The sequence below is a fragment of the Staphylococcus sp. HMSC068C09 genome, from assembly GCF_001813735.1.
GTDB classification, from domain to species: domain Bacteria; phylum Bacillota; class Bacilli; order Staphylococcales; family Staphylococcaceae; genus Staphylococcus; species Staphylococcus hominis.
In genome coordinates, this window is the sequence record NZ_KV813779.1 from 20,533 (window position 1) to 45,737 (window position 25,205).

General features: G+C 31.0%; 28 protein-coding genes. 23 read left to right on the forward strand and 5 right to left on the reverse strand.

Features of this window, described 5'->3' with window-relative positions:
- Window positions 1-27: 27 nt before the first annotated feature.
- From HMPREF2930_RS10795 to hemQ, 3 genes are all read right to left on the reverse strand, one after another.
- On the reverse strand, window positions 28-480 hold the full coding sequence (locus HMPREF2930_RS10795) for a threonine/serine exporter family protein (protein ID WP_002448879.1): 453 nt from the start codon (window positions 478-480) through the stop codon (window positions 28-30).
- 12 nt (window positions 481-492) lie between these two features.
- Window positions 493-1,260, reverse strand: coding sequence for a threonine/serine exporter family protein (locus HMPREF2930_RS10800; protein WP_029376813.1), 768 nt, complete (start codon window positions 1,258-1,260; stop codon window positions 493-495).
- A gap of 437 nt (window positions 1,261-1,697) precedes the next feature.
- A complete protein-coding gene (hemQ, locus tag HMPREF2930_RS10805) occupies window positions 1,698-2,447 on the reverse strand; it encodes a hydrogen peroxide-dependent heme synthase (protein WP_002455697.1) in 750 nt (249 codons plus the stop codon).
- Between the two features lie 170 nt (window positions 2,448-2,617).
- On the opposite strand from hemQ, the gene pta reads away from it, so the two are divergent.
- The 6 genes from pta to HMPREF2930_RS10835 all read left to right on the forward strand — a co-directional run bounded on the left by pta (window position 2,618) and on the right by HMPREF2930_RS10835 (window position 8,374).
- Window positions 2,618-3,607 carry a phosphate acetyltransferase gene (gene pta, locus HMPREF2930_RS10810; protein WP_017176052.1) on the forward strand — a complete coding sequence of 330 codons (990 nt, stop codon included), beginning with the start codon at window positions 2,618-2,620 and terminating at the stop codon, window positions 3,605-3,607.
- Window positions 3,607-4,443 carry a lipoate--protein ligase family protein gene (locus HMPREF2930_RS10815; protein ID WP_029376812.1) on the forward strand — a complete coding sequence of 279 codons (837 nt, stop codon included), beginning with the start codon at window positions 3,607-3,609 and terminating at the stop codon, window positions 4,441-4,443. The genes pta and HMPREF2930_RS10815 overlap by 1 nt, the downstream gene beginning before the upstream one ends.
- Window positions 4,444-4,855: 412 nt before the next feature.
- Window positions 4,856-5,779, forward strand: a complete 924-nt coding sequence (mvk, locus tag HMPREF2930_RS10820; RefSeq protein ID WP_002488601.1) for a mevalonate kinase — start codon at window positions 4,856-4,858, stop codon at window positions 5,777-5,779.
- 4 nt (window positions 5,780-5,783) lie between these two features.
- A complete protein-coding gene (gene mvaD, locus HMPREF2930_RS10825; RefSeq protein ID WP_017176050.1) occupies window positions 5,784-6,767 on the forward strand; it encodes a diphosphomevalonate decarboxylase in 984 nt (327 codons plus the stop codon).
- Between the two features lie 12 nt (window positions 6,768-6,779).
- A complete protein-coding gene (locus HMPREF2930_RS10830; protein ID WP_070597415.1) occupies window positions 6,780-7,856 on the forward strand; it encodes a phosphomevalonate kinase in 1,077 nt (358 codons plus the stop codon).
- A gap of 176 nt (window positions 7,857-8,032) precedes the next feature.
- Window positions 8,033-8,374, forward strand: coding sequence for a YuzB family protein (locus HMPREF2930_RS10835; protein ID WP_017176048.1), 342 nt, complete (start codon window positions 8,033-8,035; stop codon window positions 8,372-8,374).
- Window positions 8,375-8,435: 61 nt separating this feature from the next.
- Here HMPREF2930_RS10835 and merA read toward each other — a convergent pair whose 3' ends face one another.
- Window positions 8,436-9,758 carry a hypothiocyanous acid reductase MerA gene (gene merA, locus HMPREF2930_RS10840; RefSeq protein WP_017176047.1) on the reverse strand — a complete coding sequence of 441 codons (1,323 nt, stop codon included), beginning with the start codon at window positions 9,756-9,758 and terminating at the stop codon, window positions 8,436-8,438.
- The gene (gene hypR, locus HMPREF2930_RS10845) at window positions 9,745-10,185 is read right to left on the reverse strand and encodes a redox-sensitive transcriptional regulator HypR (RefSeq protein WP_002488600.1); all 441 of its coding nucleotides are present in this window, start codon (window positions 10,183-10,185) and stop codon (window positions 9,745-9,747) included. Before hypR ends, merA begins: the two co-directional genes overlap by 14 nt.
- Before the next feature lie 156 nt (window positions 10,186-10,341).
- Between hypR and HMPREF2930_RS10850 the strand changes: the two genes are divergently transcribed.
- The 17 genes from HMPREF2930_RS10850 to HMPREF2930_RS10930 all read left to right on the forward strand — a co-directional run bounded on the left by HMPREF2930_RS10850 (window position 10,342) and on the right by HMPREF2930_RS10930 (window position 25,153).
- Complete coding sequence (locus tag HMPREF2930_RS10850; RefSeq protein WP_017176046.1) at window positions 10,342-11,277, forward strand: aldo/keto reductase; 936 nt, start codon at window positions 10,342-10,344, stop codon at window positions 11,275-11,277.
- Window positions 11,278-11,425: 148 nt separating this feature from the next.
- Window positions 11,426-11,962 carry a flavodoxin family protein gene (locus HMPREF2930_RS10855; RefSeq protein ID WP_017176045.1) on the forward strand — a complete coding sequence of 179 codons (537 nt, stop codon included), beginning with the start codon at window positions 11,426-11,428 and terminating at the stop codon, window positions 11,960-11,962.
- A gap of 94 nt (window positions 11,963-12,056) precedes the next feature.
- Window positions 12,057-12,533 carry a GNAT family N-acetyltransferase gene (locus HMPREF2930_RS10860; RefSeq protein ID WP_002488589.1) on the forward strand — a complete coding sequence of 159 codons (477 nt, stop codon included), beginning with the start codon at window positions 12,057-12,059 and terminating at the stop codon, window positions 12,531-12,533.
- Window positions 12,534-12,590: 57 nt separating this feature from the next.
- The gene (locus HMPREF2930_RS10865) at window positions 12,591-13,895 is read left to right on the forward strand and encodes an HD domain-containing protein (protein ID WP_172952303.1); all 1,305 of its coding nucleotides are present in this window, start codon (window positions 12,591-12,593) and stop codon (window positions 13,893-13,895) included.
- Between the two features lie 72 nt (window positions 13,896-13,967).
- Window positions 13,968-14,474, forward strand: a complete 507-nt coding sequence (locus HMPREF2930_RS10870) for a YwhD family protein (RefSeq protein WP_017176043.1) — start codon at window positions 13,968-13,970, stop codon at window positions 14,472-14,474.
- 546 nt (window positions 14,475-15,020) lie between these two features.
- Entirely contained in the window at window positions 15,021-15,161 is a 141-nt protein-coding gene (locus HMPREF2930_RS11630; RefSeq protein WP_017176041.1) for a hypothetical protein, read from the forward strand.
- A 369-nt stretch (window positions 15,162-15,530) separates the two neighbouring features.
- Window positions 15,531-15,947, forward strand: coding sequence for a YwiB family protein (locus tag HMPREF2930_RS10880; protein ID WP_017176040.1), 417 nt, complete (start codon window positions 15,531-15,533; stop codon window positions 15,945-15,947).
- Window positions 15,944-17,605, forward strand: a complete 1,662-nt coding sequence (argS, locus tag HMPREF2930_RS10885; protein ID WP_002448884.1) for an arginine--tRNA ligase — start codon at window positions 15,944-15,946, stop codon at window positions 17,603-17,605. The genes HMPREF2930_RS10880 and argS overlap by 4 nt, the downstream gene beginning before the upstream one ends.
- An 80-nt stretch (window positions 17,606-17,685) precedes the next feature.
- Window positions 17,686-18,333, forward strand: coding sequence for an endonuclease III domain-containing protein (locus tag HMPREF2930_RS10890; RefSeq protein WP_017176039.1), 648 nt, complete (start codon window positions 17,686-17,688; stop codon window positions 18,331-18,333).
- 90 nt (window positions 18,334-18,423) lie between these two features.
- Window positions 18,424-19,185, forward strand: a complete 762-nt coding sequence (locus HMPREF2930_RS10895; RefSeq protein WP_017176038.1) for a MerR family transcriptional regulator — start codon at window positions 18,424-18,426, stop codon at window positions 19,183-19,185.
- A 75-nt stretch (window positions 19,186-19,260) separates the two neighbouring features.
- Window positions 19,261-19,764, forward strand: coding sequence for a DUF805 domain-containing protein (locus HMPREF2930_RS10900; RefSeq protein WP_017176037.1), 504 nt, complete (start codon window positions 19,261-19,263; stop codon window positions 19,762-19,764).
- A 202-nt stretch (window positions 19,765-19,966) separates the two neighbouring features.
- Entirely contained in the window at window positions 19,967-20,887 is a 921-nt protein-coding gene (locus HMPREF2930_RS10905) for an ABC transporter substrate-binding protein (RefSeq protein ID WP_017176036.1), read from the forward strand.
- 190 nt (window positions 20,888-21,077) lie between these two features.
- Window positions 21,078-22,034, forward strand: a complete 957-nt coding sequence (locus HMPREF2930_RS10910; protein ID WP_017176035.1) for a FecCD family ABC transporter permease — start codon at window positions 21,078-21,080, stop codon at window positions 22,032-22,034.
- A gap of 58 nt (window positions 22,035-22,092) precedes the next feature.
- Window positions 22,093-22,797, forward strand: coding sequence for an HAD family hydrolase (locus tag HMPREF2930_RS10915; RefSeq protein ID WP_017176034.1), 705 nt, complete (start codon window positions 22,093-22,095; stop codon window positions 22,795-22,797).
- Complete coding sequence (locus HMPREF2930_RS10920; protein ID WP_017176033.1) at window positions 22,798-23,592, forward strand: alpha/beta fold hydrolase; 795 nt, start codon at window positions 22,798-22,800, stop codon at window positions 23,590-23,592.
- Between the two features lie 132 nt (window positions 23,593-23,724).
- Entirely contained in the window at window positions 23,725-24,231 is a 507-nt protein-coding gene (locus tag HMPREF2930_RS10925) for an SA0570 family protein (protein WP_017176032.1), read from the forward strand.
- A 205-nt stretch (window positions 24,232-24,436) separates the two neighbouring features.
- Complete coding sequence (locus HMPREF2930_RS10930) at window positions 24,437-25,153, forward strand: hypothetical protein (protein WP_017176031.1); 717 nt, start codon at window positions 24,437-24,439, stop codon at window positions 25,151-25,153.
- The last annotated feature ends 52 nt before the right edge of the window (window positions 25,154-25,205 follow it).

Sequence of the window (25,205 nt, forward strand, 5' to 3'; positions counted from 1 at the left end):
TTACCAACAATCTCTCGCGTTTTATTGTTATATACGTTTACGTCGTCGAGCGAAACCAGAAACGATGATTTTTGAAATTTGGTCTGCAAATAATAATCCTAATGCAATCGCACCAGCGATAAGTGTGACTTCGAGCATTGTGTTGATTGCTTTACCAAATTGTAATAAGACTAGATTTTTAGTTGCATCAAAAGCAAGTCCACCAGGAACTAATGGAATAATACCAGTAACCATGAAAATGATTGCAGGTTCACGTTTTTTACGAGCCATGTAATGACTGATTAACCCCAATGTAAAGCTACCGAAAAAACTTGAATAAATCGTATGTATATTCAAACCTTGGTAGAATAAAATATATACCATCCATCCACAAGCTCCAACAAAACCACACGATAAATACAGCTTTCTAGGAGCGTCAAAGATTACACAGAAAAAGAGAGAAGCTGTATAACTAAATATAAAATTAAATAACCAAAACATTTATGCGTACTCCTAAACTAATATTAATATCGAACCTACACCGGCACCTATACCAAATGCGGTTACAAGTGCTTCTAAAGACTTAGTGGTAAACATCATCATATGACCACCAAATAAATCTTGTATAGCATTCGTAATCAGTACTCCAGGTACAATAGGCATGACTGCAGCAATAATAATAGTAGCTAAATCACCACTTGGCGCTAACCAATGACCGAATACTGCAATAATACCAATAACTAAGGATCCGACGAATTCTGGAATAAATTGTGCGTGTAATCGGCGATCCAGAATTTCAACAACCAGATATCCAATACTACCTGCAAGTAGAGCAGTAATCACATCGATAAATTGGCCACCTTGCAAATATAGGAAACTAATTGCAATAATGGCAGCAGCAATCCCTTTAAATGTTAAGCTACTATCTCGTTTTGCAATATATATTTTTTCTAATCGCTCTTTTGCATCTTCTAAAGAGATATCCCCTTTTGTGATTAATCGTGATATTTCATTTGCTTGTGAAATTTTAATGAGATTAGTATCACGGGAATTAATTCTAAATATTCGGGGGTAAGATTCATTATGTAAAGTAAATTGAATGACTGTATTTGTAACGAAGCTATTGCTTTCAGGATATCCTAGCTTTCGGGCAATACGGGTCATTGTATCTTCTACACGTGTTCCTTCCGCACCAGATTCAAGTAATATACGTCCAGCCATCATGACGACGTCTTTGATTAAAGTTTCATCTATATGTTCTTGTTTATTTGTATTTTCCATTTCATCACCATTCGTTAAGATGTAATCATTATTATAGTAGAAGTACATGAAAATAACTACCTTACATTATAAAACTTAATAATCATAATATGATGATCATTCATTTATATCTCAATAGTAGGTAAATATATTTTAATGAAAATAAAATTTAATGTTAAAAAACAATTGATTTATAACAATAATGTTTCAGAACATTACAATTCGGTTAAATAATAATGGTTAACAAATCAAAATTGTGCTGGGTAGCGACAGCACTTTTGTGATTTGTTAATGTTCAGAGTAGTAATGAAGTTCTCCCAAACCATACTACTTGAAGTACACTTTGTAAAAAGTGTACTTTATCTCGGAAACTAATTGTCTTATATAGATATATTAATTTATTGAAAAATGGAGCAAAGACTAGCGTTTATTATGCTAGTCTTTGCTCCATTTATATATTAAATTGCAAAAAATTGATCGAAATGATCAGTAGTTAAAATATGGCCGATATAGAAACTACCAAAGTCGCCATAGCGAGCAGTTGTTTCATCAAAACGCATTTCATAAACAATTTTCTTGAATTGTAGAACATCATCTGAGAATAATGTGACGCCCCATTCAAAATCATCAAAACCTACTGAACCAGTAATGAATTGTTTAATTTTACCAGCGAATTTGCGTCCAATCATGCCATGGTTATACATTAATTTTTTACGATCTTCCATTGGTAACATATACCAGTTATATGTTTCATTACGACGTTTATCCATTGGATAGAAACAAATATATTCTGTTCTAGGCAATTCTGGATATAATCTTGCTTTAATATGTGGATTTTCATAAGGATCTTCGTCTGATTTACCAGCTAAATAGTTACCTAACTCAATCACAGATACATATGAATAAGTTTGAATGAAGAAATCAGCAATTCTTAATTTATTTAATTCATTTTCAATTTCATTCAATTCTTTCATTTCTGGACGTAAATACCATAATAAAATATCTGCTTTTTGGCCTGTAATATTATATAAAGCATAATCTCCAGCTTGTTTTTCTCTGGCAGTTGCTTTATTTTCGATAAATACTTTAAATTCATTAATCATTGCTTCGCGCTCATCTTCTGGCACCAATCTAAACGTTGCCCAATCTACAGCGTAAAATAAATGAAGGCTATACCAACCATCTAATGTTTCAGCTGCTTCACTCATATCTATCGCTCCTTTAAATATATTTTTTATCAATACAGATTAAATTTTATCATAAAGAGAATTGTCACACATACTTAAAAGATTACAAATTAATGAAATAGAAATATTAAAAGAAATAAAGTATAATTAAGGTGAACATACTATTATTTAAAAAATTTGAGGAGGGCATTATGTCTAGTTTATTAGATGTATTACAAGAAAAACTTTCAGGAAAAAACGTTAGAATTGTATTACCGGAAGGTGAAGATGAACGAGTATTAACAGCGGCTACAAAGTTACAAGCAACTGACTATGTTACACCTTTAGTATTAGGTAATGAAGAAAAAGTAAATACTTTAGCTCAAGATAAAGGATTAGATGTCTCTAATATTCAAGTTATCGATCCTTCTAAAAGTGATTTGAAACCTGAATTAGTCAAATCTTTCGTAGAACGTCGTAAAGGTAAAGCTACTGAAGAACAAGCTCAAGAATTATTAAACAATGTCAACTATTTCGGAACAATGTTAGTATACGCTGGTCATGCTGATGGATTAGTAAGTGGTGCTGCACATTCAACTGGAGATACTGTCCGTCCTGCCTTACAAATTATTAAAACAAAACCTGGCGTATCTAGAACATCTGGTATCTTCTTTATGATTAAAGAAGATAAACAATATATATTTGGTGATTGCGCTATCAATCCAACATTAGAATCTTCTGATTTAGCAGAAATTGCCGTAGAAAGTGCAAAATCAGCAAAAAGTTTTGGTATGGACCCACGTGTTGCTATGTTAAGTTTCTCAACTAAAGGTTCAGCTAAATCAGATGATGTAGAAAAAGTCGCTAACGCAGTAAAATTAGCACAAGAAAAAGTGAAATCTGAAGGTTTAGATAATGTAGTGGTTGATGGAGAATTTCAATTTGATGCTGCGATTGTACCTGCAGTTGCAGAGAAAAAAGCACCTGGAGCAAAAATTCAAGGTGACGCAAATGTATTTGTATTCCCAAGTTTAGAAGCAGGTAATATTGGCTACAAAATTGCACAACGTTTAGGTGGATTTGAAGCGATTGGTCCAGTTTTACAAGGTCTTAATTCACCTGTAAATGATTTATCTCGTGGTTGTTCTACTGAAGACGTTTATAACTTATCAATTATTACTGCTGCTCAAACATTACAATAATGGATTTAGCGAGTAAGTATTTTAATGACATTCATTGGCGCTATATAGACCATTCTTCAGGTTTAGCGCCAATGCAGTCATTTGCATTTGATGACACGTTTTCAGAAAGTGTAGGAAAAGATATATCTTGTAACGTTGTAAGAACATGGATTCACCAACACACTGTCATTTTAGGTATACATGATTCACGTTTGCCATTTTTAAAAGACGGTATTCAATACTTAACTGACGAGATCGGTTATAATGCAATCGTTAGAAATTCTGGTGGTCTTGGGGTTGTATTAGACCAAGGTGTTTTAAATATTTCGCTTATTTTTAAAGGACAAACTGAGACAACCATTGATGAAGCATTCACAGTGATGTATTTACTTATTTGTAAAATGTTCGAAAATGAAAATGTAGATATAGATACTAAAGAAATAGAACATTCATATTGTCCTGGAAGATTTGATCTAAGTATTGATGGAAAAAAATTTGCTGGTATTTCACAACGACGGGTACGTGGAGGTATTGCAGTTCAAATTTATTTATGTGTTGAAGGCTCTGGTGAAGAAAGAGCTGAAATGATGCATGAATTTTATCAACGTGCCTTGAAAGGTGAAGTTACAAAATTTAAATATCCGGATATTAAACCAGAATGTATGGCATCTTTGGAGACATTACTTCATCGAGACATTAAAGTTCAAGATGTGATGTTCCAATTACTTTATGCGATTAAAGACTTAGGTGGTCAGCTAAATATGGATCCAATTACAGAGGATGAGTGGCAACGTTATGAAGGATATTTCGATAAAATGATTGAACGTAATGAGAAAATGAATCGTTCCTTAGATTAAAATAAGATAAAAGGGAGTAAGAAAAATTCTAAGTGAATTTTAGCTTACTCCCTTTTTAGCATGCAATCATACAACTAAAGTATATATTTACCTTCAAAAATATAAAAATTGCTACATTCTTATTATTTTTTATAGTAATATAGATGAGGTGGATTCATTTAAGAACGATAATTTAACCATAATTATGTTGATTATAACATTTTTTAGGATATAAATATTTCAAAGTTTTGAACTATTTTTGACAAAGTTTTATACTATTTATTGATGTATTAACACAAATGCAAGATTTGAAGTAAATGAGTATAAACATATGTGTGACATGACATGTACAAATGTATAAATATGTTCAATTTTAAAACAACATTAATGAATGTTGAAATCATTTTAGAAAGAATATTAAAGGTGAGAGATCATGGTACGACGTGGCTATGGAGAATCTAACGGAAAAATTATATTGATTGGTGAGCATGCTGTAACTTTTGGCCAGCCAGCAATCGCCATTCCATTTACTTCAGGAAAAGTAAAAGTGCTTATTGAAAGCTTAGAAAAAGGTAATTATTCAGCAATTCAGAGTGATGTTTATGATGGTCCTTTATACGATGCACCTGATCATTTGAAATCACTTATTACACACTTCGTAGAAAGCAAACATGTTGAAGAACCATTGTTGATTAAAATTCAAGCTAATTTACCACCTTCTCGAGGTTTAGGTTCGAGTGCAGCAGTAGCAGTAGCTTTTATAAGAGCAAGTTATGATTATTTAGAATTGCCGCTATCTGATAAAGAATTACTAGAAAATGCAGACTGGGCTGAACGCATTGCTCATGGTAAACCAAGTGGTATTGATACAAAAACGATTGTAACGAATCAACCCGTTTGGTATCAAAAAGGAGAAGTTGAAATTTTAAAGTCTCTTGATTTAGATGGCTATATGGTTGTTATTGATACAGGAGTTAAAGGCTCTACAAAACAAGCAGTTGAAGATGTACATCGTTTATGTGATAACGATGAGTCATATATGAATGTCATTGAACATATTGGCTCTCTTGTTTATTTAGCTAGTGATGCAATTAACCATCACAGCTTTGATCAGCTTGCTAATATATTTAATCAATGTCAAGACGATTTAAGAACATTGACAGTCAGTCATGATAAAATCGAAACATTACTCGAAATTGGAAGACAACATGGTGCAGTAGCTGGGAAATTAACTGGCGGTGGACGAGGAGGTAGCATGTTAATTCTAACTAAAGAAGAAGTGACTGCTAAAACTATTGTTGCAGCAGCCGAAAAAGCTGGAGCGCAACATACTTGGATTGAAAAGTTAGGAGGATAAATCTTTGAAAAAAAGTGGTAAAGCACGCGCTCATACGAATATTGCTCTAATAAAATATTGGGGAAAAGCAGATGAAGATCTAATTATTCCTATGAATAATAGTTTATCAGTGACATTAGAGCGTTTCTATACAGAAACACGTGTAACGTTTGATGCTTCATTAACAGAAGATCAACTTATTTTAAATAAGGAAGCTGTTAACGCTAAAGAAAGCGCCAAAATTCAACGTTATATGGATATGATTCGAAAAGAAGCTGGTATTTCAACGTATGCACTCATAGAAAGTGATAATTTTGTACCTACTGCTGCCGGTTTAGCTTCTTCAGCTAGTGCATATGCAGCTTTAGCTGGTGCTTGCAATGAAGCGCTTGATTTAAACCTATCAGATAAAGATTTATCTCGCCTTGCTCGTCGTGGTTCTGGATCAGCATCAAGAAGTATTTATGGTGGTTTTGCTGAATGGGAAAAAGGTCATGATGATAAAACGTCTTACGCCCATCAAATTGAGTCAGATGGTTTCGAGAATGACTTAGCTATGATTTTTGTAGTTATTAACAATAAATCAAAGAAAGTATCAAGTCGTTCAGGTATGTCTTTAACTCGTGAGACTTCACGTTTTTATCAATACTGGTTAGATCATGTAGAGGAAGATTTAAAAGTCACAAAACAAGCGATTGCCCAAAAAGATTTTAAACGAATGGGTGAAGTGATTGAGGCAAACGGTTTGAGAATGCACGCAACAAATTTAGGTGCACAGCCACCATTTACATATCTTGTGCCAGAAAGCTACGAAGCTATGAGAATTGTACATGAATGTAGAGAAGCAGGATTACCTTGTTATTTTACTATGGATGCAGGACCAAATGTAAAAGTTCTAATAGAAAAGAAACATCAACAAGCGATTGTGAATCAATTTTTAGAAGTATTTAATAAAGATCAAATTATAACAAGTGATATTACACACGCAGGAGTCGAAATAATTAAGTAGGGAAGAGATATAATGATTCAGGCAAAAGCGCCAGGAAAACTTTATATAGCGGGCGAATATGCTGTAACCGAACCTGGATATAAATCAGTGTTAATTGCAGTAGATCGTTTTGTCACGGCTGCTATTGAAGCTTCAAATGAAATCACAGGTACGATTCATTCTAAAACATTACACTATAAACCTGTCACATTTAATCGTAATGAAGATAAAATAGAAATATCATATGTACATGCAGCCAATCAACTCAAATATGTAGTTACTGCTATTGAAGTGTTTGAGCAGTATGCGAAAAGTTGTAATATAAAATTAAAACATTTTCATCTTACTATTGATAGTAATCTTGCAGATGCATCAGGACAAAAGTATGGTTTAGGTTCTAGTGCTGCAGTTTTAGTATCTGTGATTAAGGTTCTAAATGAATTTTATGAAATGGAGTTATCCAATCTTTATATTTATAAGCTTGCGGTTATTTCAAATATGAGATTACAAAGTTTAAGTTCATGCGGAGATATTGCTGTTAGTGTTTATAGTGGATGGCTTGCCTATAGTACGTTTGATCACGAATGGGTAAAACAACAAATGAAAGAAACATCTGTAGATGAAGTATTAGAAAAAAACTGGCCAGGTCTTCATATAGAACCTTTACAAGCGCCTGAAAATATGGAAGTTCTCATAGGATGGACCGGTTCTCCTGCTTCGTCACCTCACTTAGTAAGCGAAGTCAAGCGTTTAAAATCTGACCCTATTTTTTATGGTAAGTTTCTTGATCAATCAAATACGTGTGTGGAAAATTTAATCTATGCTTTTAAAACGAATAATATAAAAGGTGTACAAAAAATGATTCGTCAAAATCGTAGTATTATTCAGCAAATGGATAAAGAGGCTACGGTTGATATTGAAACAAAAAAATTAAAATTATTATGTGATATTGGTGAACGTTTTGGTGGTGCAGCAAAAACTTCTGGAGCTGGTGGAGGAGATTGTGGCATTACAATTATCGATAATAGAGTTGATAAGCACTCTATTTATGAAGTATGGGAAAAAGAGGGAATTAAACCTTTGAAATTTAAAATATATCACGGACAATAAGACTACTATTATGATGATGCGAGACATTTTATTAAGAAAATATATGTCTTGCTTTTTATTTATAGCAAATCTTTTTTAGTGCTTGAATTTTTAATTAAAAAGAGTAAAATAATTAGAGTTGTAATAAATGAATGGAAGTCAATATGAGAGAAAATAATGTAAAGGTGGGTAGCGAAGTGAAGAATAAATTTTTGATTTGTGACGAATGTCAGGCAGTTAACTTAAAATCATTAAAGAAAAAATTAGAAAAATTAGATCCTGATGCTGAAATTGAAATAGGCTGTCAGTCATACTGTGGTCCAGGTCGTCGTAAGACATTTGCTTTTGTTAATAATCGCCCACTTGCTGCATTGACTGAAGATGAACTTATGGAAAAAGTGACTGCACAATTAAAAAAACCACGTGATCCTGAAGAAGAAGAACGTTTGAGAAAACGTAATGAAGAACGTAAGCGTCGTAAAGAAGAACAAGATAGAAAATTAAAAGAAAAATTAGCAAAGCGTAAAGCAAATAAATAATAAATATCGATGATAAAGAAGCTCGTAAACTCATTTAAAAATGGGTTTACGAGCTTTTTTATTAAATATTAAATAAGTCATTAAATGATTCAGCTATTGTTGGATGAGTATAAATATTATCGCGTAATACTTGATAAGGAATATGTTGATCGATAGCAAGTTTAATTAAATTAATAATTTCTTCAGAACCTTTACCATATAAAGTAGCACCTAATATTTCATTATTATCTTTATTGATTACAACTTTGAAAAGACCGCGACCATCGTTATTAATTTTGTGTTTTGGTATAGTATTAATAAATAAAGTGTTTTCAACGTAATTATAATTTAATTGTTGTGCTTCTGAAGCGGTGATACCAACACGAGAAAGTGGTGGATCGATAAATACTGTATAAGGGATAATACCACGATTTTCAGTATGTCGTGAACGATCACCGAACAATTCAGATTTCAAGATTCTAAAGTCATCTAAAGAAATATAAGTGAATTGTAATCCACCTTTTACATCTCCGGCAGCATAAATATGTGATACAGAGGTTTGTAGATGGTTGTTTACTTTTATTTCTCCGTGAGTGCCTAACTCAATATCTGTATTGTTCAGAGCTAAATCTGTATTTGGTACACGTCCTGTAGCAAGTAAGATTGCATCACCAGTAAAGTTTCCTTGTGAGGTTTCAACTGTTGTCAAATCACCTTCATTTTTTAATGCTTTTGTTTCAACATTAGTAATTAAACGTACGCCTTTATCTTTAAAATCATTAATCATGTGTGTGACTATTTCTTGATCTTCTCTGGCCATAAATTGTTTATTATATTCTAGTACAGTTACGTTTGTACCAAAGCTTTGAAACATTGAGGCAAATTCTAATGCAATATATCCTCCACCAATAATCACTAATTCTTTAGGTTGATAAGAAATATTTAATAGTCCTTTTGAATCATATACATTTTGTGCTGAGTCTATACCTTCAATATTTGGAATATTAGATTTTGCACCTGTATTAATTAAAATTTTATCTGCTGTCAGTGTTTGAACTAACTTACCATTTTCATCAATTAATTCTACTTCTGTATTAGATTTAAATTGTGCTTTAAAGTTTAACAAGGTAATATTTTCATCATTTTCTAAGTTTAAATAGTTTTTTTGATTTAATGCTTTGACTACTTCTTTTTTTCTTGAAAAGGCAGTTGAAAAATCGACATGTTTAATACCATCATTAACAAGCACTTTAGATGGAATACAGCCATGGTTTATGCATGTACCGCCATAGCTTTCTGTAAACTGTTCAATTAAAGCAACCTGTTGTCCTTGTGATGATGCATATTTGGCAAGTGTTTTTCCGGCTTTACCAAAACCAATAACGATTAAATTATAATGTGTCATATGTTGTATCCTCCTGAAGTGTATCATTAATTACATCATTAATTGTGAGGGTATCATAAAAATTTAAAATAACACGATGTTCCTTTTGATTATAGTGTGACATGGTCTTTGCTATGTTTCTTGATATTTCACAATCGCTCTGCTCATGACCTGTGAAAATACGCTGTTGGCTATCTTTTTCAAGCACAAATATACGATATAGTACTGATAGTTTAATGCTAGCAGTTGAATGATTTGCACTATATCCACCATTTTTACCACGGGAAGTATTAATAAACTGGTATTGATTTAAAACAGTAGTCACTCTACGTAATTGAACTGGATTGAGGCAAGTTAATTTTGCTAAAGATTGACTACTGAATTGTTGGTTGTCGTGCTTTACTAAAAAACTAAGTACGTGAACGGCAATGTTAAATTCTAAATTCAAATGATGCACCTCCTAAATGTAACTTTATTAGTTACATTTAAATATAAAATAAAACATATGTCAAATTTAATGTTTTAAACACTACTGAATGAATTTATCATTACTAATCGGGTAAACTATAAATAGAAACTACATTTTTAAGGAGTGGTGAATATCATGGCAGAATTTGTACAATTAGGAAAATCTGATGTTCATGTATTTCCAGTTGCATTAGGTGCAAATGCAGTCGGAGGACATAATTTATATCCCAATTTAGATGAAGAGCAAGGAAAAGATGTCGTTAGAAAAGCTATTGATAATGGTATTACTTTAATTGATACTGCGTTTATTTATGGACCTAAACGCTCAGAAGAACTTGTAGGAGAAGTTGTAAAGGAATATCCTCGTGAAAAAGTTCAAATTGCAACTAAAGGATCACATGTTATTAAAGATAATGGCGATGTTGTTCAAAATAACCAACCTGATTATTTAAAACAACAAGTTGAAGAGAGCTTAGAACGCTTGCAAGTGGATTATATTGACTTGTATTACATTCATTTTCCTGATGAGGATACACCAAAAGATGAAGCTGTGGCAGCATTACAAGAACTTAAAAAAGAAGGAAAAATTAAAGCAATAGGTGTTTCAAACTTTACGTTAGATCAACTTAAAGAGGCGAATAAAGACGGATATGTGGATGTTGTTCAATTAGAATATAATTTACTACATCGTGAAAATGAAGAAGTAATGAAATACGCAGCTGAAAATGATATTACTTTTGTACCATATTTCCCATTAGCTTCTGGTATTTTAGCTGGTAAGTATGAAGAAAATCAAACTTTCGATGATCATCGTGCAACTCGTCGTGATTTCCAACCAGAAGTGTTCAATGATAACGTACGTCGAGTAAAAGAATTATCAAGTATTGCTGAAACTCATAATACAAGTATTGCTAATATTGTATTAGCATTCTACTTAACACGTCCATCACTTGATGTTGTTATTCCTGGTGCGAAACGTGCTGATCAAGTTGTAGAAAACATTGAAGCAGCAAATATTGAACTGACTGAAGAAGAAATTAAGAAAATAGATGATTTATTCCCAGTTGAATAAAGTACGTTAAATAAAAGTAATAATGGCTCCTACACCGTTTATATAGGTGTAGGAGTTTTTATTATAAATAAAAGTAAAAAGATGGGGTACATAATAAGTAAATAGAAAAAACACATTAATAATATAAATTAAAAAAGAGGTAAGATACATGATTACTGTATTATTTGGTGGAAGTCGTCCACAAGGAAATACTGCTCAATTAACACAATATGCTCTAGAAGGAAAACAATATAATTGGATTGATTTAACACAATATCATTTTAAACCTGTAAGAGATTATAGACATGAATCAAAGCAAATTGAGTCATACATAGATGATTATCAATTGATTATTGACCAAGTGCTTGAAAGTGATACAGTTATTTTTGCATCACCTGTGTATTGGTATAGTGTGTCAGCATCTGTAAAAGCATTTATCGATCATTGGTCAGAATCATTAATCGATCCTAAATATCAGGATTTTAAAACTAAAATGTCTAACATTGATTTTAGATTAATCTTAGTTGGGGGAGATTGTCCGAAAGTAAAAGCGAAACCTTGCATTAAACAGTTAGAATATAGTTTAGATTTTCTCGGAGCAAAACTAAATGGTTATATTATTGGTACAGCAGAAAGACCTGGAGATGTTATGAAAGATGTATATGCTCTAGAAAGAGCACAGGAATGGAATGCAGTACTGTCTTAATAAGATGCATCTTAAAGTTGAGTGAAAGCGTTTATTAATATACTATGATATAATTTTGTTATTAAATTACAATAAAATGTCAGGAGAATGAAGCATGTATACAGTTAGAAAAGCGACAACTAATGACGTTATAGCAATAAGAGATGTAGCTACAAAAGCTTGGTATAATACGTATTTAAATATTTATGCAGTATCAACAATTAATGAATTATTAGCAGCTTCGTATAATGAACACCATTTAAAAAAGCGATTAGAAGATCAACTTTTTTTAGTTGTTGAAGAAAATAATGAAATTGTAGGATTTGCTAACTTTATCTATGGTAAAGAATTATACTTAGCCGCACATTATGTTCACCCAGGTGTACAACATAAAGGTTATGGAACAAGTTTACTTGAAGAAGGATTACATGAATTTGAAAATGAATATGATACGGTCTTTTTAGAAGTTGATAATAAGAACAAAGAAGCTATTCATTATTATCAACATCATGGTTTTGAAATAGTTCGTTCATATCAACCAGAAATGTATGGTGAACAATTAGATTTAGCATTAATGAAGAAAGTATTATAAGAATTAATCAACTTAAATTCATATTACTACTGATGAAAGCAAGTATGAAAGAGGAGGATGAACTTGACACAATCATCTTATGTAACTAAAAAATTAGCTGAAGAAAAAGTATTTAAAGATCCAATTCATAAGTATGTTCATGTTAAAGATCAACTAATATGGGATTTAATTAAAACTAAAGAATTTCAGCGCTTGCGTCGTATTAAGCAATTAGGTACATTATACCTTGCCTTTCATACTGCAGAACACAGTCGTTTTGGACACTCTTTAGGAGTCTATGAAATTGTAAGACGTATGATTGATGAATCATTTGTTGGGCGTGAAGCATGGAATAATAAAGATCGCCCCCTTGCTTTATGTGCAGCTTTATTACATGATTTGGGTCATGGGCCGTTTTCACATAGTTTTGAGAAGATATTTAATACGGATCACGAAGCGTTTACTCAAGAAATTATTACTGGAAACACTGAGGTTAACGAAGTATTAAGTAGAGTGTCTGAGACCTTTCCTCAGGAAGTAGCCGATGTTATTAATAAAACGCATAAAAATAAATTAGTCATTTCCATGATTTCATCTCAAATTGATGCTGATCGTATGGACTATTTGCAACGTGATGCTTATTTCACCGGTGTATCTTATGGTACATTTGATATGGAGCGTATACTTCGATTAATGAGACCATCAAAAGATGAAGTACTTATTAAAGAAAGTGGTATGCATGCTGTAGAAAATTTTATTATGAGTCGTTACCAAATGTATTGGCAAATCTATTTTCATCCCGTAAGTCGTGGTGGAGAAGTACTATTAAATAATTGTCTTAAGCGAGTCAAACAGCTTTATAAGGAAGACTATCAATTTAAAATGTATCCAAAAGAATTTATTCCATTTTTTGAAGGTACAATGACAATTGATCAGTATGTAGAATTAGATGAAGTAACTGTATTATTTTATTTGAAGAAATGGATACATGAAGAAGATGAGATCTTAAGTGATTTAGCGCGTCGATTTATTAATCGTGATCTCTTTAAGTATATTCCATTTGATGGTTCGATTATTACAATTACTGAATTACAGGATTTATTTATTGAAGGTGGCATTGACCCGGAATATTATTTTGTTAGTGAAGCATTTTCAGATTTACCATATGATTATGATCGACCTGGTTCTAATCGACAACCCATCCATTTGTTAAGACGAAATGGTAGTATTAAAGAAATTAGTAGCCAATCGTTAGTCATTTCAAGTATTACTGGTATTAATCGAGAAGACTATAAACTATACTATCCTAAAGAAATGATTCTTAATATTAAAGATTCGGAAGTGAAAGGTTCAATTATTAATTTATTGAATGAATTAAATTAAATATTTGATGATAATATACGCTATGATTTAATAGCGAGTGTGAAAAGGTAAAGAAGTATTGGAGGAATCATCGTGGCAGAAAATAAAGGGTTTAAATTTAATATTATAAAAAATGATCCTCTAGATGGTCATAAAGGTACAAATATAGGAGCGATTAGTTTAGATAATATTGCACCTGTATTTATCGATGTTGCAAATAAAGAAGCATTTGTTGATATTGGCGGTATGCATGCACGTGCGGAAGTAGAAAAAGGCGTAAAGTGGATTACTGATAAAGAATCAGTGGAAGGTCCAGAGGCTAAAGAATATTGGTTATGTTGGGTGACTACTGAACGTGGTGAAAATGGTCCTTATTACGCGGGCGTCACTGCATGTTATTTACTTGTAAATAAAAGTATTCGTCGAGGTTATAAGAGTATGCCAGAACATGTCAATATGATGGATAAGTCTATGAAACATCAAGTTATTATTGATCAAATTGGTGGAGAAAATAAAAAAGTATTAAAAGATTTTTTAATATCCCATAATGAAACAATGTGGAATAACTCAAACGAGGCGTTATTTAAGGCATTTGATTAGAAAAAACTTGAGACACTCAGCAGTGCATATTCAATGACTGAGTATCTCGAGTTTTTATTTTTTTAAAGTATCTCCAACATTATAAAACTGATAAACTGATTTCATTACATTATGATAAATCTGTTGAAGAGATTGTTCAGTTTGTTTACTAATAACTCTTAAATCGTCATATTAAAATTTCTGCTTAAATTCGACGATTTAGACTTTAATCATATATCATTAATGGTAAATTACATTGAAGATGTACTCGAAGAGGCCAAGCGTGCAAGAGCCGAGCCTTTGTCTGAAACACATGATAATTCAACTTATGAAGGTACTAAAGACAGTAAAAGCGTTTATATCAAAGCGCCTTTTAAGGCATTGATTGATTGCAAGCGATCCTTAATGGGTATTATTATCCAGAAGATAATGAAGCAAAAGTATTTATTTCTGGGAAATAAGGTACAGCTAATCAAATTTAGTTATTAAGAAATGTATAAAAATGTTATTTAATGATATAATTATTTAAAAGATTATAGCTAATTTATGGAGTAAAGAGGACAACAAATGAAAAATATCTTATTATTTGTAGCATCAATCGGTTTCGGCATCATTTTCTTCTATAAATATAGAACACTTTTAGAAAAGTATCATTATGATATTGTTGAACTTGAATCAAAAGCAGACATATTAGAAAGAAAAAAGTAATACCATGATACTAATGGTGACATTCAAAACATAATAGGTTGGAAAAATAGAGTCTGAGACTTAAAATATAAGCGTCTTAGACTCTTTTTCATTACATAGAGGTAGATAATTAAATTAAAAACATAGGATACCAAGATTTTTTAATTGTAGCGGGGCCCCAACACAAAGACTTTCGAAGAGAAAGTCAACGGGTAACGTAAGTTGGGGAAAGGACTTAAATGGGACAATAAACGCAAAATGACTTTTGTTCCACTCTCGTTTTTATGATAACTATTGAACTAATGTTGATAGAATTTTGTTAACTTCAAGCGCTATAGGATTTATGCTATAATGTGGTGTAATATTTTAAAGATTAAGGTGAGTCAGACGTTGGATAAGAATATACACATTCAAACGAAACAAGTCTTAAAACAAAATGGAGAAAAACAAACATTTGAATTTTCTTCTCAAGGATCATGGCAACAAAAACATGCCGATTATATTCGATATCAAGAACAAATTGAAAGTGCAGTTGTTAATGTAACAATTAAAATTGAAGACAATGGCGTGAAGTTGATACGTAAAGGTGATATCAATATGAACTTACACTTCGTTGAAGGTAAGGACACTACAACACTTTACACTATACCAGCAGGACGCATTCCATTAATAGTAAGAACTAAGAGTATTTTACATTTTGTAAATGAAAATGGTGGAAAATTAAAAATACAATACGAATTACATCAAAATGACGAAAAAATGGGCTCATATCAATATGAACTTAAGTATAAGGAGATAGGCGAATGAATATTATTGAAAAAGTAAAGAAAACTTTAATACAAGAAATTGAAGCAAGTATTAAAAAAGCAAATCTAGCAGAAGATATTCCTGAAATTAAAGTTGAAATCCCTAAAGATACTAAAAATGGAGACTATTCTACTAATATTGCAATGGTCTTAACTAAAATTGCTAAACGTAATCCACGCGATATTGCTCAAGCTATTGTAGACAATTTAGATACAAGTAAAGCAAACGTAAAACAAGTAGATATCGCTGGTCCAGGATTTATCAACTTCTATTTAGATAATCAATATTTAACAGCTGTCATCTCAGAAGCAATTCAAAAAGGGGATAAATTTGGTTATGCGGAAGAACCAAAAAACAAAAAAATATTATTAGAATATGTATCAGCAAATCCAACTGGTGACTTACATATTGGACATGCTCGAAATGCTGCTGTAGGTGATTCACTAGCAAATATTTTAATTGCAGCAGGTTACGATGTAACACGTGAATATTATATTAATGATGCTGGTAATCAAATTACAAATTTAGCACGTTCAATTGAAACACGCTTCTTTGAGGCATTAGGGGATACAAGTCATGAAATGCCAGCTGATGGGTATAATGGTAAAGACATAGTCGAAATTGGTAAAGACTTAGCCAAAAAACATCCAGAAATGAAAGATTACTCTGATGAAGAACGCTTAAAAACATTTAGACAACTGGGTGTTGATTATGAAATGGATAAATTGAAAAAAGATTTATCAGATTTCAATGTTCATTTTGATAATTGGTTTAGTGAAACATCACTATACGAAAATGGTGCGATTGATAATACATTAGAAAAAATGCATGAGTTAGGCTATACGTATGAAGCAGATGGTGCCACTTGGTTACGTACGTCAGACTTTAAGGATGATAAAGATAGAGTACTAATCAAAAAAGATGGTAACTATACGTACTTTACACCTGATACAGCGTATCACTACAATAAAATTAATCGTGGCAATGATATTTTAATTGATTTAATGGGTGCAGATCATCATGGTTATATTAATCGTTTAAAAGCAAGTTTAGAAACATTTGGTGTAGATAGCGATCGTTTAGAAATTCAAATTATGCAAATGGTTCGTTTAATGCAAAATGGCGAAGAAGTTAAAATGAGTAAACGTACAGGTAATGCAATTACGTTACGTGAAATTATGGATGAAGTAGGCATTGATGCGGCGCGCTATTTCTTAACAATGCGTAGTCCTGATTCGCACTTTGATTTTGATTTGGAACTTGCAAAAGAGCAATCGCAAGATAATCCAATTTATTATGCACAATATGCACATGCACGTATTTGTTCAATTTTAAAACAAGCTAAAGAAAAAGGTATTGAAATAGACAAAAACGCTGATTTTAGTACCATTACAAATGAAAAAGCGATTGATTTGTTGAAGAAAGTAGCAGAGTTTGAGCCTACAATTGAAAGTGCTGCTGAAAGTCGTGCACCACATCGATTAACTAATTATATTCAAGACCTAGCTTCAGCATTCCATAAATTCTATAATGCTGAAAAGGTATTATCTGATGATATTGAAAAAACAAAAGCACATGTTGCTCTTATTGAAGCTGTTAAAATTACATTACACAATGCATTAGCATTAGTGGGTGTATCAGCACCAGAATCAATGTAATATAGATACTTTTAAGTTAAAAAGCACCTTTACGAATACTTATTTGTGAAGGTGTTTATTTTTTATAGAAAGGTAAAAAGATGTCAATGATGACTACAGAACAACTTTACAAAGCATTATTAAAACATATGGGGCCTCAAGGATGGTGGCCAGCAGATACACGTGAAGAGATGATATTAGGTGCTATATTAGTTCAAAATACAAACTGGAATAATGCTGCACTTTCTCTTAGACGGCTGAAAGAAGCAACCCATTTTGAACCGCAAAACATATTAAATCTGCCGATAGAAGAACTAAAAATATTAATCCGCTCTAGTGGTTTCTATAACAATAAATCAAAAGCAATTTCTACATTATTCAACTGGTTAAATCAATATCAGTTTGATTATTGCAAGATTAATGAAGTATATGGAGAACATTTAAGAAATGAATTACTTAAGCTACACGGTATTGGAAGTGAAACAGCAGATGTATTGCTAGTTTATATTTTTGAGAGGGTCGAATTTATTCCTGATCATTATACACGTCGATTATATAAAAAACTCGGTTATGCCAATACTGAGAATTACGATAAATTAAAAAGATATGTAGAATTACCTTCAAACTTTACAAATCAAGATGCAAATGAATTTCATGCTTTACTAGATAACTTTGGAAAAAATTATTTTAATGGTTCCATTGAACAAAGATATCATTTCTTAGATCAATATTTTACAAAAATGGATTGACCTTAACGTGACGTCATAGCTTAGTCTCTTTTATAGAGAGATGAAAAGAGAAGTGAATCAAATAGATTAAGAAAAAGGCAGGATGTCAGAATGGAAAATCAGGTATACTTTACACCCAATGACGTGAGTCATATTACCGAAGTAACTAAACGCACACTTCATTATTACCATGAAATTGAGTTGCTTGTGCCAACTTATATTGCATCTAATGGTTATCGCTATTATTCTTCTAAGGATATCTCTAAATTACAGACCATTCAATTTCTAAGGGAACTGAATTTATCATTAGCAGATATTCAACTTTATTTTAGTAACAGTATAGAAGAGAAAAATATAATATTAGAAAATAATTATCAGTGTATTGTTGCACAAAGAGATCAATTAAACAAAATGATTCATTTTCTTAATCATCATCTCGTTAATCATAGAAAAGAGGAAATTAATATGAGTAAATGGAATAATGATAATATACAGAATCAATATGAGAAAGAAGCTGAAATGAAATATAGTCATACTCCTTATTATCAAGCTTTTAAAGAGAATCAAAAACGATTGAATTCTACAGAAAAACAACAAAATAATAAGAAAACAATGGAGAGGTTACATTTATTCTTTGATAAAATGAATGAATTATTCATTGCAAACTATAAAATAAATCATGTACAGGTTAAACAAGCAATTTCTGAACTAAAAGATATTCTTCAAACACAAGTACCTAACGTAGATGAACAATTTTTAGAATATATTGCCTCGATTTATGAGAATGATGAGCGATTTGCTAAAACAATTAATAACAAACGACACGATAATTTAAATCAGTATATTGCTGATGCGATTCGAAATGATATTTAATAAAAGATGTTTTTAAGTTCTATAATATGTGATGATATATATATAATATATCTGATGAATAAAAGGAGCTTAAACATGATAGAAGCGTTCAAATTATTTTGGCAAAATTATTTTAATATAAAAAGTCGAACTAGAAGACGCCATTATTGGTTTGCTATTTTAGCTAATTGTATTATTTTAGTGATTATGAGTTTACTTTTTAATATCATTACTTTGGGGTTAAATGGAGGGCATACATTTTTTGATATTGTGTATGAAATCATTGATATCATTATTTTTATAGGAACGTTTACGATGACGGTACGTCGTTTACATGATACAGGGCACACAATGGTTCTACCTCTTATTATTTTAATTTTTACATCAATCAGAAAAATTTCAAGTATTGTAGATAGAACATACGGTATTTCAATTGATGGTTTTTTCAACGGAATGATTGCGCTTGAATTAGGAATTATGGTGGCAGCGATGTCTTTAGTCTTACTTATTATTCTTGTGATTACTTTTGCATTTACAATAAAAGATAGTGATGAGGGGACAAATAAGTATGGCCCAAATCCTAAAATAGCTACTGTATAGTATGAAAACAGGAAGGATACAGAATGTATTTTGAAATCTGTTTCCTTCTTTTTTTATTTTGAAATAGAATTAAATCATTAAGTTTAACAATAATATAAAATTACACAATAAAAATTTATAGAATTAAATTAATGATATAAATAATTTGGTATGATAAATATATGAAATAAACAAAATTGTGAAAGGAAGGTATTGTTTATAAATGAACAATAAGAAGCTGTGGATTATTTTATTTACATTAGTATTAGTTTTAGCAGCATGTGGACAAAATCAATCGAGTGAAAAAGGACATCATTCTACGCATTCAACTGAGCAAAAAACAACGGATCACAATAATAATACTCATACATATCATCGTATTATATCTTTGATTCCAAGTAATACTGAAATATTATATAGACTTGGTCTTGGAAAAAATATTATAGGTGTATCAACAGTTGATGATTATCCAAAAAACGTGAAAAAAGGCAAGCAACAATTTAATGCAATGAATTTAAATAAGGAAGCACTCTTAAAAGCTAAACCTGATTTGATTTTAGCTCATGAATCTCAAAAATCATCTGCTAAAAAAACACTTGATAGTTTAGCTGATAGTGGTGTGAAGGTAGTATATGTTAAAGACGCTCAGTCTTTAAATCAAGTCTACGATTCATTTGAGCAAGTAGGTAAAGTGACGCATCGTGAAAAAGAGGCGAAACAGTTAGTCAAAGAAACAAAAGATAATGTTCAAAAAGTAATTGAATCAATTCCAGCACATCATAAAAAACAGAGTGTTTTTATAGAAGTGTCTTCAAAACCCGAAATATATACAGCAGGAAAAGAAACCTTTTTCAATGATATGATAGAAAAACTAGATACAAAAAATGTATTTTCAAATGTTAGTGGATGGAAAGAAGTAGATAAAGAAAGTATTATTAGAAAAAATCCTGATATTTTAATTTCAACTGAAGGTATTTCAAAAGAAGAATATTATGAAGTGATTAAAGAACGTGATGGTTTCTCTGAAGTCAACGCAGTAAAAAATGAACGTGTGGAAACAGTCAATGGTGACGAAATTTCACGACCAGGACCTCGTATTGATGAGGGTATGAAAGAATTACGTGATGCAATTTATAAACGTTAAAACGTTAAGATGAGAGACTTTTCAAAAGCCTACAACGATATTGACAATGTTGTAGGCTTTTTATACAACATATATTCTTGTAAGTTTAGCAAAGCAGAGAAAGAATCATTTTGTAATCTTATTTTAATTAGTAGTAAGGATATATTCATTGTAATATAAGAAATAAATAATAATTGAAATGTGAGTGGAAATGAAACGACATCTATATTTAACATTTTCAGTTTGGACACTTTGCTTATGTATTATAATAGCTATAAGTCTTTTTTGGGGTTTAGGGTCATTACATCAAGCATTTAATCAAATGATTTTTTTTAAGGTTAGAGTTCCTAGAACATTTGAGGCACTTATGGTAGGAGCCATATTAACGTTGACGGGTCAATTATTTCAAACGGTATTAAATAATCCTTTAGCAGATAGCTTTACACTTGGTTTAGCGAGTGGAGCGACTTTTGGATCAAGTTTAGCTATATTTTTAGGTGTATCTTTTCTATTTATTCCAATTTTTTCTATCATTTTTAGTATCACGACACTTTTACTTGTTGTTATAATGACAATCGTATTGTCTAGAAATTTTCCAATTAGAGTACTCATCATATCTGGACTTATGGTAGGCGCTTTTTTTAATGCATTAATATATATACTTACACTCATTAAACCAGAACGTACGAATCGTATGTTAGCCTATTATTTCGGAGGATTTGCGAATGCCGAAATGAATGAGCTCGTTTATATTACAATGGTTTCTTTGCCAATCATTATTGTGATATATAGTTTAGTTACACCAATTAAGCTCTTGCAATTAGGAGAAGCTAAAAGTAAGTCTCTAGGGTTAAATGTGCAATGGATAACATTTATTGTACTTTTGTTAACATCTATTATGACAGCTATAGCAGTAGCGTTTATAGGTGTTATAGGTTTTATTGGTATCATTGTACCTCAATTAATTAGACGATATTATTTTCAATATAGTCTTGCTATACAAATGACATTAAACATATTGATAGGTGCATTAACGATGCTATTCGCTGATGTTGTAGGGAAGATTGTTATTAATCCAGTGCAAATTCCAGCAAGTATTATTTTATCACTTGTTGGGATACCCATATTATTTTATATTTTAGTCACTCAATCTAATACAACACGTTAGTGAAGTGAACAAAAATTATTAAAATAAGAATAATTATAGTGATAAGAGGTAAATAAAAATGGACTTAAGCCAAATCAAAGCAGTTGTGTTCGATTTAGAAGGCACATTATTGGATAGAACTAAGTCTCGAGATAAATTTATAGAAGAACAATATGAACGTTTTCATGATTATTTTGTACATGTACAACTTGCTGACTTTAAACATAAATTTATAGAATTAGATGATGATGAAGATAACGATAAACCTTATGTATATAAGGAGATAATAAAACAATTTCACATCGATAGATTGAAATGGAAAGATTTATTTCATGATTTCGAAATGCATTTCTATCGATATGTATTTCCATACTACGATACATTATACACACTTGAAAAGTTGTCAGAGCATGATTATTTACTCGGTGTAATTGCAAACGGGAAATCAAAGATTAAACAATTTCGGATTTATTCATTAGGAATAGAACACGTGATTAATTATTTATCAACTTCTGAAACAGTAGGTTATCGCAAACCTCACCCACGTATTTTTGAAGATATGATTGATCAACTCGGCGTTTTACCAGAAGAAATTATGTATGTTGGAGATGATGCCTTAAATGATGTTGCTCCTGCACGTGCTATGGGAATGGTAAGCGTTTGGTATAAACAAGAAAATGCTGAATTAGAACCTTTAGAAGAAGAAGTAGATTATATCATTACAACAATAGAAGAGCTCTTAACGATTTTATCCATAAATAAACAAAAAAAAGGAGATAATTAAATGGAATTATTTACAAGAAAAGGTGGATTTACATTAAATTACAATACTATGGGACAAGGATACCCAGTAGTGCTTGTACATACTGCGTTTGAAAATGCTTCAATTTTTCAAAATTTAGCTCATGCACTTTCAAAAACATTTCAAGTCGTATTATTGGATTTACGTGGTCATGGATATTCAGATAAACCACGACATATTAAATTCAATGAATTTGCAGATGATATTATTTTATTATTAGATTATCTCTACATAGATCAAGCGGCTTTTATTGGCCATGAAATGGGTGCTACAATTATTGCGCATTTATCAAAGCAATATCCAGAGTATGTCTCTTCGTTAACAATGATCAATCCGACATCTATTGAAGGAGAGTTACCAGAAGAACGATTGTTTAGAAAATATGCACATAAAATCCGTAACTGGAATGAAGATAAACAAGAGAAGTTTTTAGATAAACATCGCTATTATAAACATCGTAAAGTGAATAAGTTCTTAAAAAATGTCGAAGATACTAATTCAATTTCTACTAAAGAAGAGACAGAAGCAGTAGATGAAGTATTTAAACAAAGAGGAATTGCAGAAGTATTTGAGTACATCACTAAACCCACATTTATAGTTGCAAGTGCGTATGGAGAAAGAATAACATCTCTTGAATCTAAAGAAGTAGCAGATTTAATAGGAAATGTACATTTTGAAGTGTATTCGAAGTCAAGCATGTATCCTTTTGAAGAAGAACAAGAGAAGTTTATCCATGATGTGACACCTTTTATAAAAAAACATATGCCTCAACACTAAATAATATTATTTACCAAAATGAATGGATTATAAAAAAGGAATATTTTGTAATGTTTTTGTAATATTTCTGTTATTTTTGTAATGGATAGGGTATACTGTAATTAAGCATAAAAGAAAAAGGAGCGAGTGCTTATGAAAAAGTTAGCAACAGCCCTATTAGTTTCAGGACTAGTAATGACAGGAGTAGGCTATAATCATGCTGAAGCAGCTAGTGGTAATTCGATTCAGACTGTACAACAATTAACTCAAGGTCAAAAAACATTAGAAAATGTGACAATAGGTGAATCAATTAAAAATGTTATTAATCACTATGGCACACCTATTTATTCATATAATCCAAATAATCAAGAAAAATATTATGAATTCCATACAAATAAAGGCGTATTAGTTGTTACTGCCATCGGTAAAAAAAATACTGGTTATGTGACTAGAGTATCAATGACTTATAATCAAGCCAATGGTCCAACTTATCAAAAAGTAGCACAAAGCGTAGGTAAAAGAGCCATTAAACGTGTTCAATATAATAGTGTAAGTGGCAATTTTGCTTATATTCAAAACGGTAAAACAAGCTATCAATTTGGTTCAAGCTCACCTAAAGACAAAGTATTAAAATTATATCGTATTGATATTAATAAATAATGTAATGAAGTAGTTAGTTAAAGTGACGTATAATCCATTTCATTTAAAAGGTAATGAAATATATAGAAGTAGGATAACGAATTCAATCTGGGATTCGTTATCCTACTTCTTTTTATGAAAAGAAATCAATTGAAATCTATGATAAAATGTTGAAATGAATAAATTGAATGTATTTTAAAACTTACATTTGATAAAGGAGCAACATATGCGATCAAACGATAAAGTATTACTTGAAAATGTGAATGATTATTTTACTCATAAAGGCATGCCCCCTAAACTTATCGATGACATTAAAGAAAATATACGTAATGACTTTAAAAAATCTGAAGAAAAAAAGCAAGATTATCTTGATTTTAGAGGGAAAACAACGGCTCAAATTATCCTAATTATTCAACGAAATTTATTTGGTTTACAATTGAATCCTATTATATTTTTTATTATCAATTTTATTTTAATTTCATATTTATATGATAAGCAATACGTTCCATTCCAAGCTGCAACTATATTATCTTTGTTTTATTGTATTGTTATTTTCCCGATTACTATTTTTATTCATATACAAATTGCTCGAAAAAAATATTTATATAGTAATCGCACAGAGATAATCATAGGCTATATGATTGCAATTATTGCTTTAATTCTTATTATTATGCGTGCATTTAATCTCACTATAGGCATTGTTCCTATTACTATGTATAGTCATCAATTTATTTTCTTTATGGGACTTATAATGAGTTTATGCGGGGTTATTTTTAAAAGATTAGAATATACAGCAGTAGGTTTATTATTCTCTCAAAAGACGATTGATGCTGTTATTGTAAATTCAAATGTCGCTCAAACTGTTTCACTTATCATTTGGATTATTATCGTCGTACTAATTGTTACATATACTATACGATTATCATCTAGAAGAAGTATTTAATAAAATATATGATTTTAACTCAACCCTGATTAATAGGGTTGAGTTTTTTTAT

Coding starts and splice junctions, on each gene's coding strand:
- HMPREF2930_RS10795 (WP_002448879.1), bottom strand. CDS start 480: ATGTTTTGGTTATTTAATTTTATATTTAGTTATACAGCTTCTCTCTTT.
- HMPREF2930_RS10800 (WP_029376813.1), bottom strand. CDS start 1,260: ATGGAAAATACAAATAAACAAGAACATATAGATGAAACTTTAATCAAA.
- hemQ (WP_002455697.1), bottom strand. CDS start 2,447: ATGAGTGAAGCAGCTGAAACATTAGATGGTTGGTATAGCCTTCATTTA.
- pta (WP_017176052.1), top strand. CDS start 2,618: ATGTCTAGTTTATTAGATGTATTACAAGAAAAACTTTCAGGAAAAAAC.
- HMPREF2930_RS10815 (WP_029376812.1), top strand. CDS start 3,607: ATGGATTTAGCGAGTAAGTATTTTAATGACATTCATTGGCGCTATATA.
- mvk (WP_002488601.1), top strand. CDS start 4,856: ATGGTACGACGTGGCTATGGAGAATCTAACGGAAAAATTATATTGATT.
- HMPREF2930_RS10830 (WP_070597415.1), top strand. CDS start 6,780: ATGATTCAGGCAAAAGCGCCAGGAAAACTTTATATAGCGGGCGAATAT.
- merA (WP_017176047.1), bottom strand. CDS start 9,758: ATGACACATTATAATTTAATCGTTATTGGTTTTGGTAAAGCCGGAAAA.
- HMPREF2930_RS10850 (WP_017176046.1), top strand. CDS start 10,342: ATGGCAGAATTTGTACAATTAGGAAAATCTGATGTTCATGTATTTCCA.
- HMPREF2930_RS10855 (WP_017176045.1), top strand. CDS start 11,426: ATGATTACTGTATTATTTGGTGGAAGTCGTCCACAAGGAAATACTGCT.
- HMPREF2930_RS10860 (WP_002488589.1), top strand. CDS start 12,057: ATGTATACAGTTAGAAAAGCGACAACTAATGACGTTATAGCAATAAGA.
- HMPREF2930_RS10865 (WP_172952303.1), top strand. CDS start 12,591: ATGAACTTGACACAATCATCTTATGTAACTAAAAAATTAGCTGAAGAA.
- HMPREF2930_RS11630 (WP_017176041.1), top strand. CDS start 15,021: ATGAAAAATATCTTATTATTTGTAGCATCAATCGGTTTCGGCATCATT.
- argS (WP_002448884.1), top strand. CDS start 15,944: ATGAATATTATTGAAAAAGTAAAGAAAACTTTAATACAAGAAATTGAA.
- HMPREF2930_RS10890 (WP_017176039.1), top strand. CDS start 17,686: ATGTCAATGATGACTACAGAACAACTTTACAAAGCATTATTAAAACAT.
- HMPREF2930_RS10895 (WP_017176038.1), top strand. CDS start 18,424: ATGGAAAATCAGGTATACTTTACACCCAATGACGTGAGTCATATTACC.
- HMPREF2930_RS10900 (WP_017176037.1), top strand. CDS start 19,261: ATGATAGAAGCGTTCAAATTATTTTGGCAAAATTATTTTAATATAAAA.
- HMPREF2930_RS10905 (WP_017176036.1), top strand. CDS start 19,967: ATGAACAATAAGAAGCTGTGGATTATTTTATTTACATTAGTATTAGTT.
- HMPREF2930_RS10910 (WP_017176035.1), top strand. CDS start 21,078: ATGAAACGACATCTATATTTAACATTTTCAGTTTGGACACTTTGCTTA.
- HMPREF2930_RS10915 (WP_017176034.1), top strand. CDS start 22,093: ATGGACTTAAGCCAAATCAAAGCAGTTGTGTTCGATTTAGAAGGCACA.
- HMPREF2930_RS10920 (WP_017176033.1), top strand. CDS start 22,798: ATGGAATTATTTACAAGAAAAGGTGGATTTACATTAAATTACAATACT.
- HMPREF2930_RS10925 (WP_017176032.1), top strand. CDS start 23,725: ATGAAAAAGTTAGCAACAGCCCTATTAGTTTCAGGACTAGTAATGACA.
- HMPREF2930_RS10930 (WP_017176031.1), top strand. CDS start 24,437: ATGCGATCAAACGATAAAGTATTACTTGAAAATGTGAATGATTATTTT.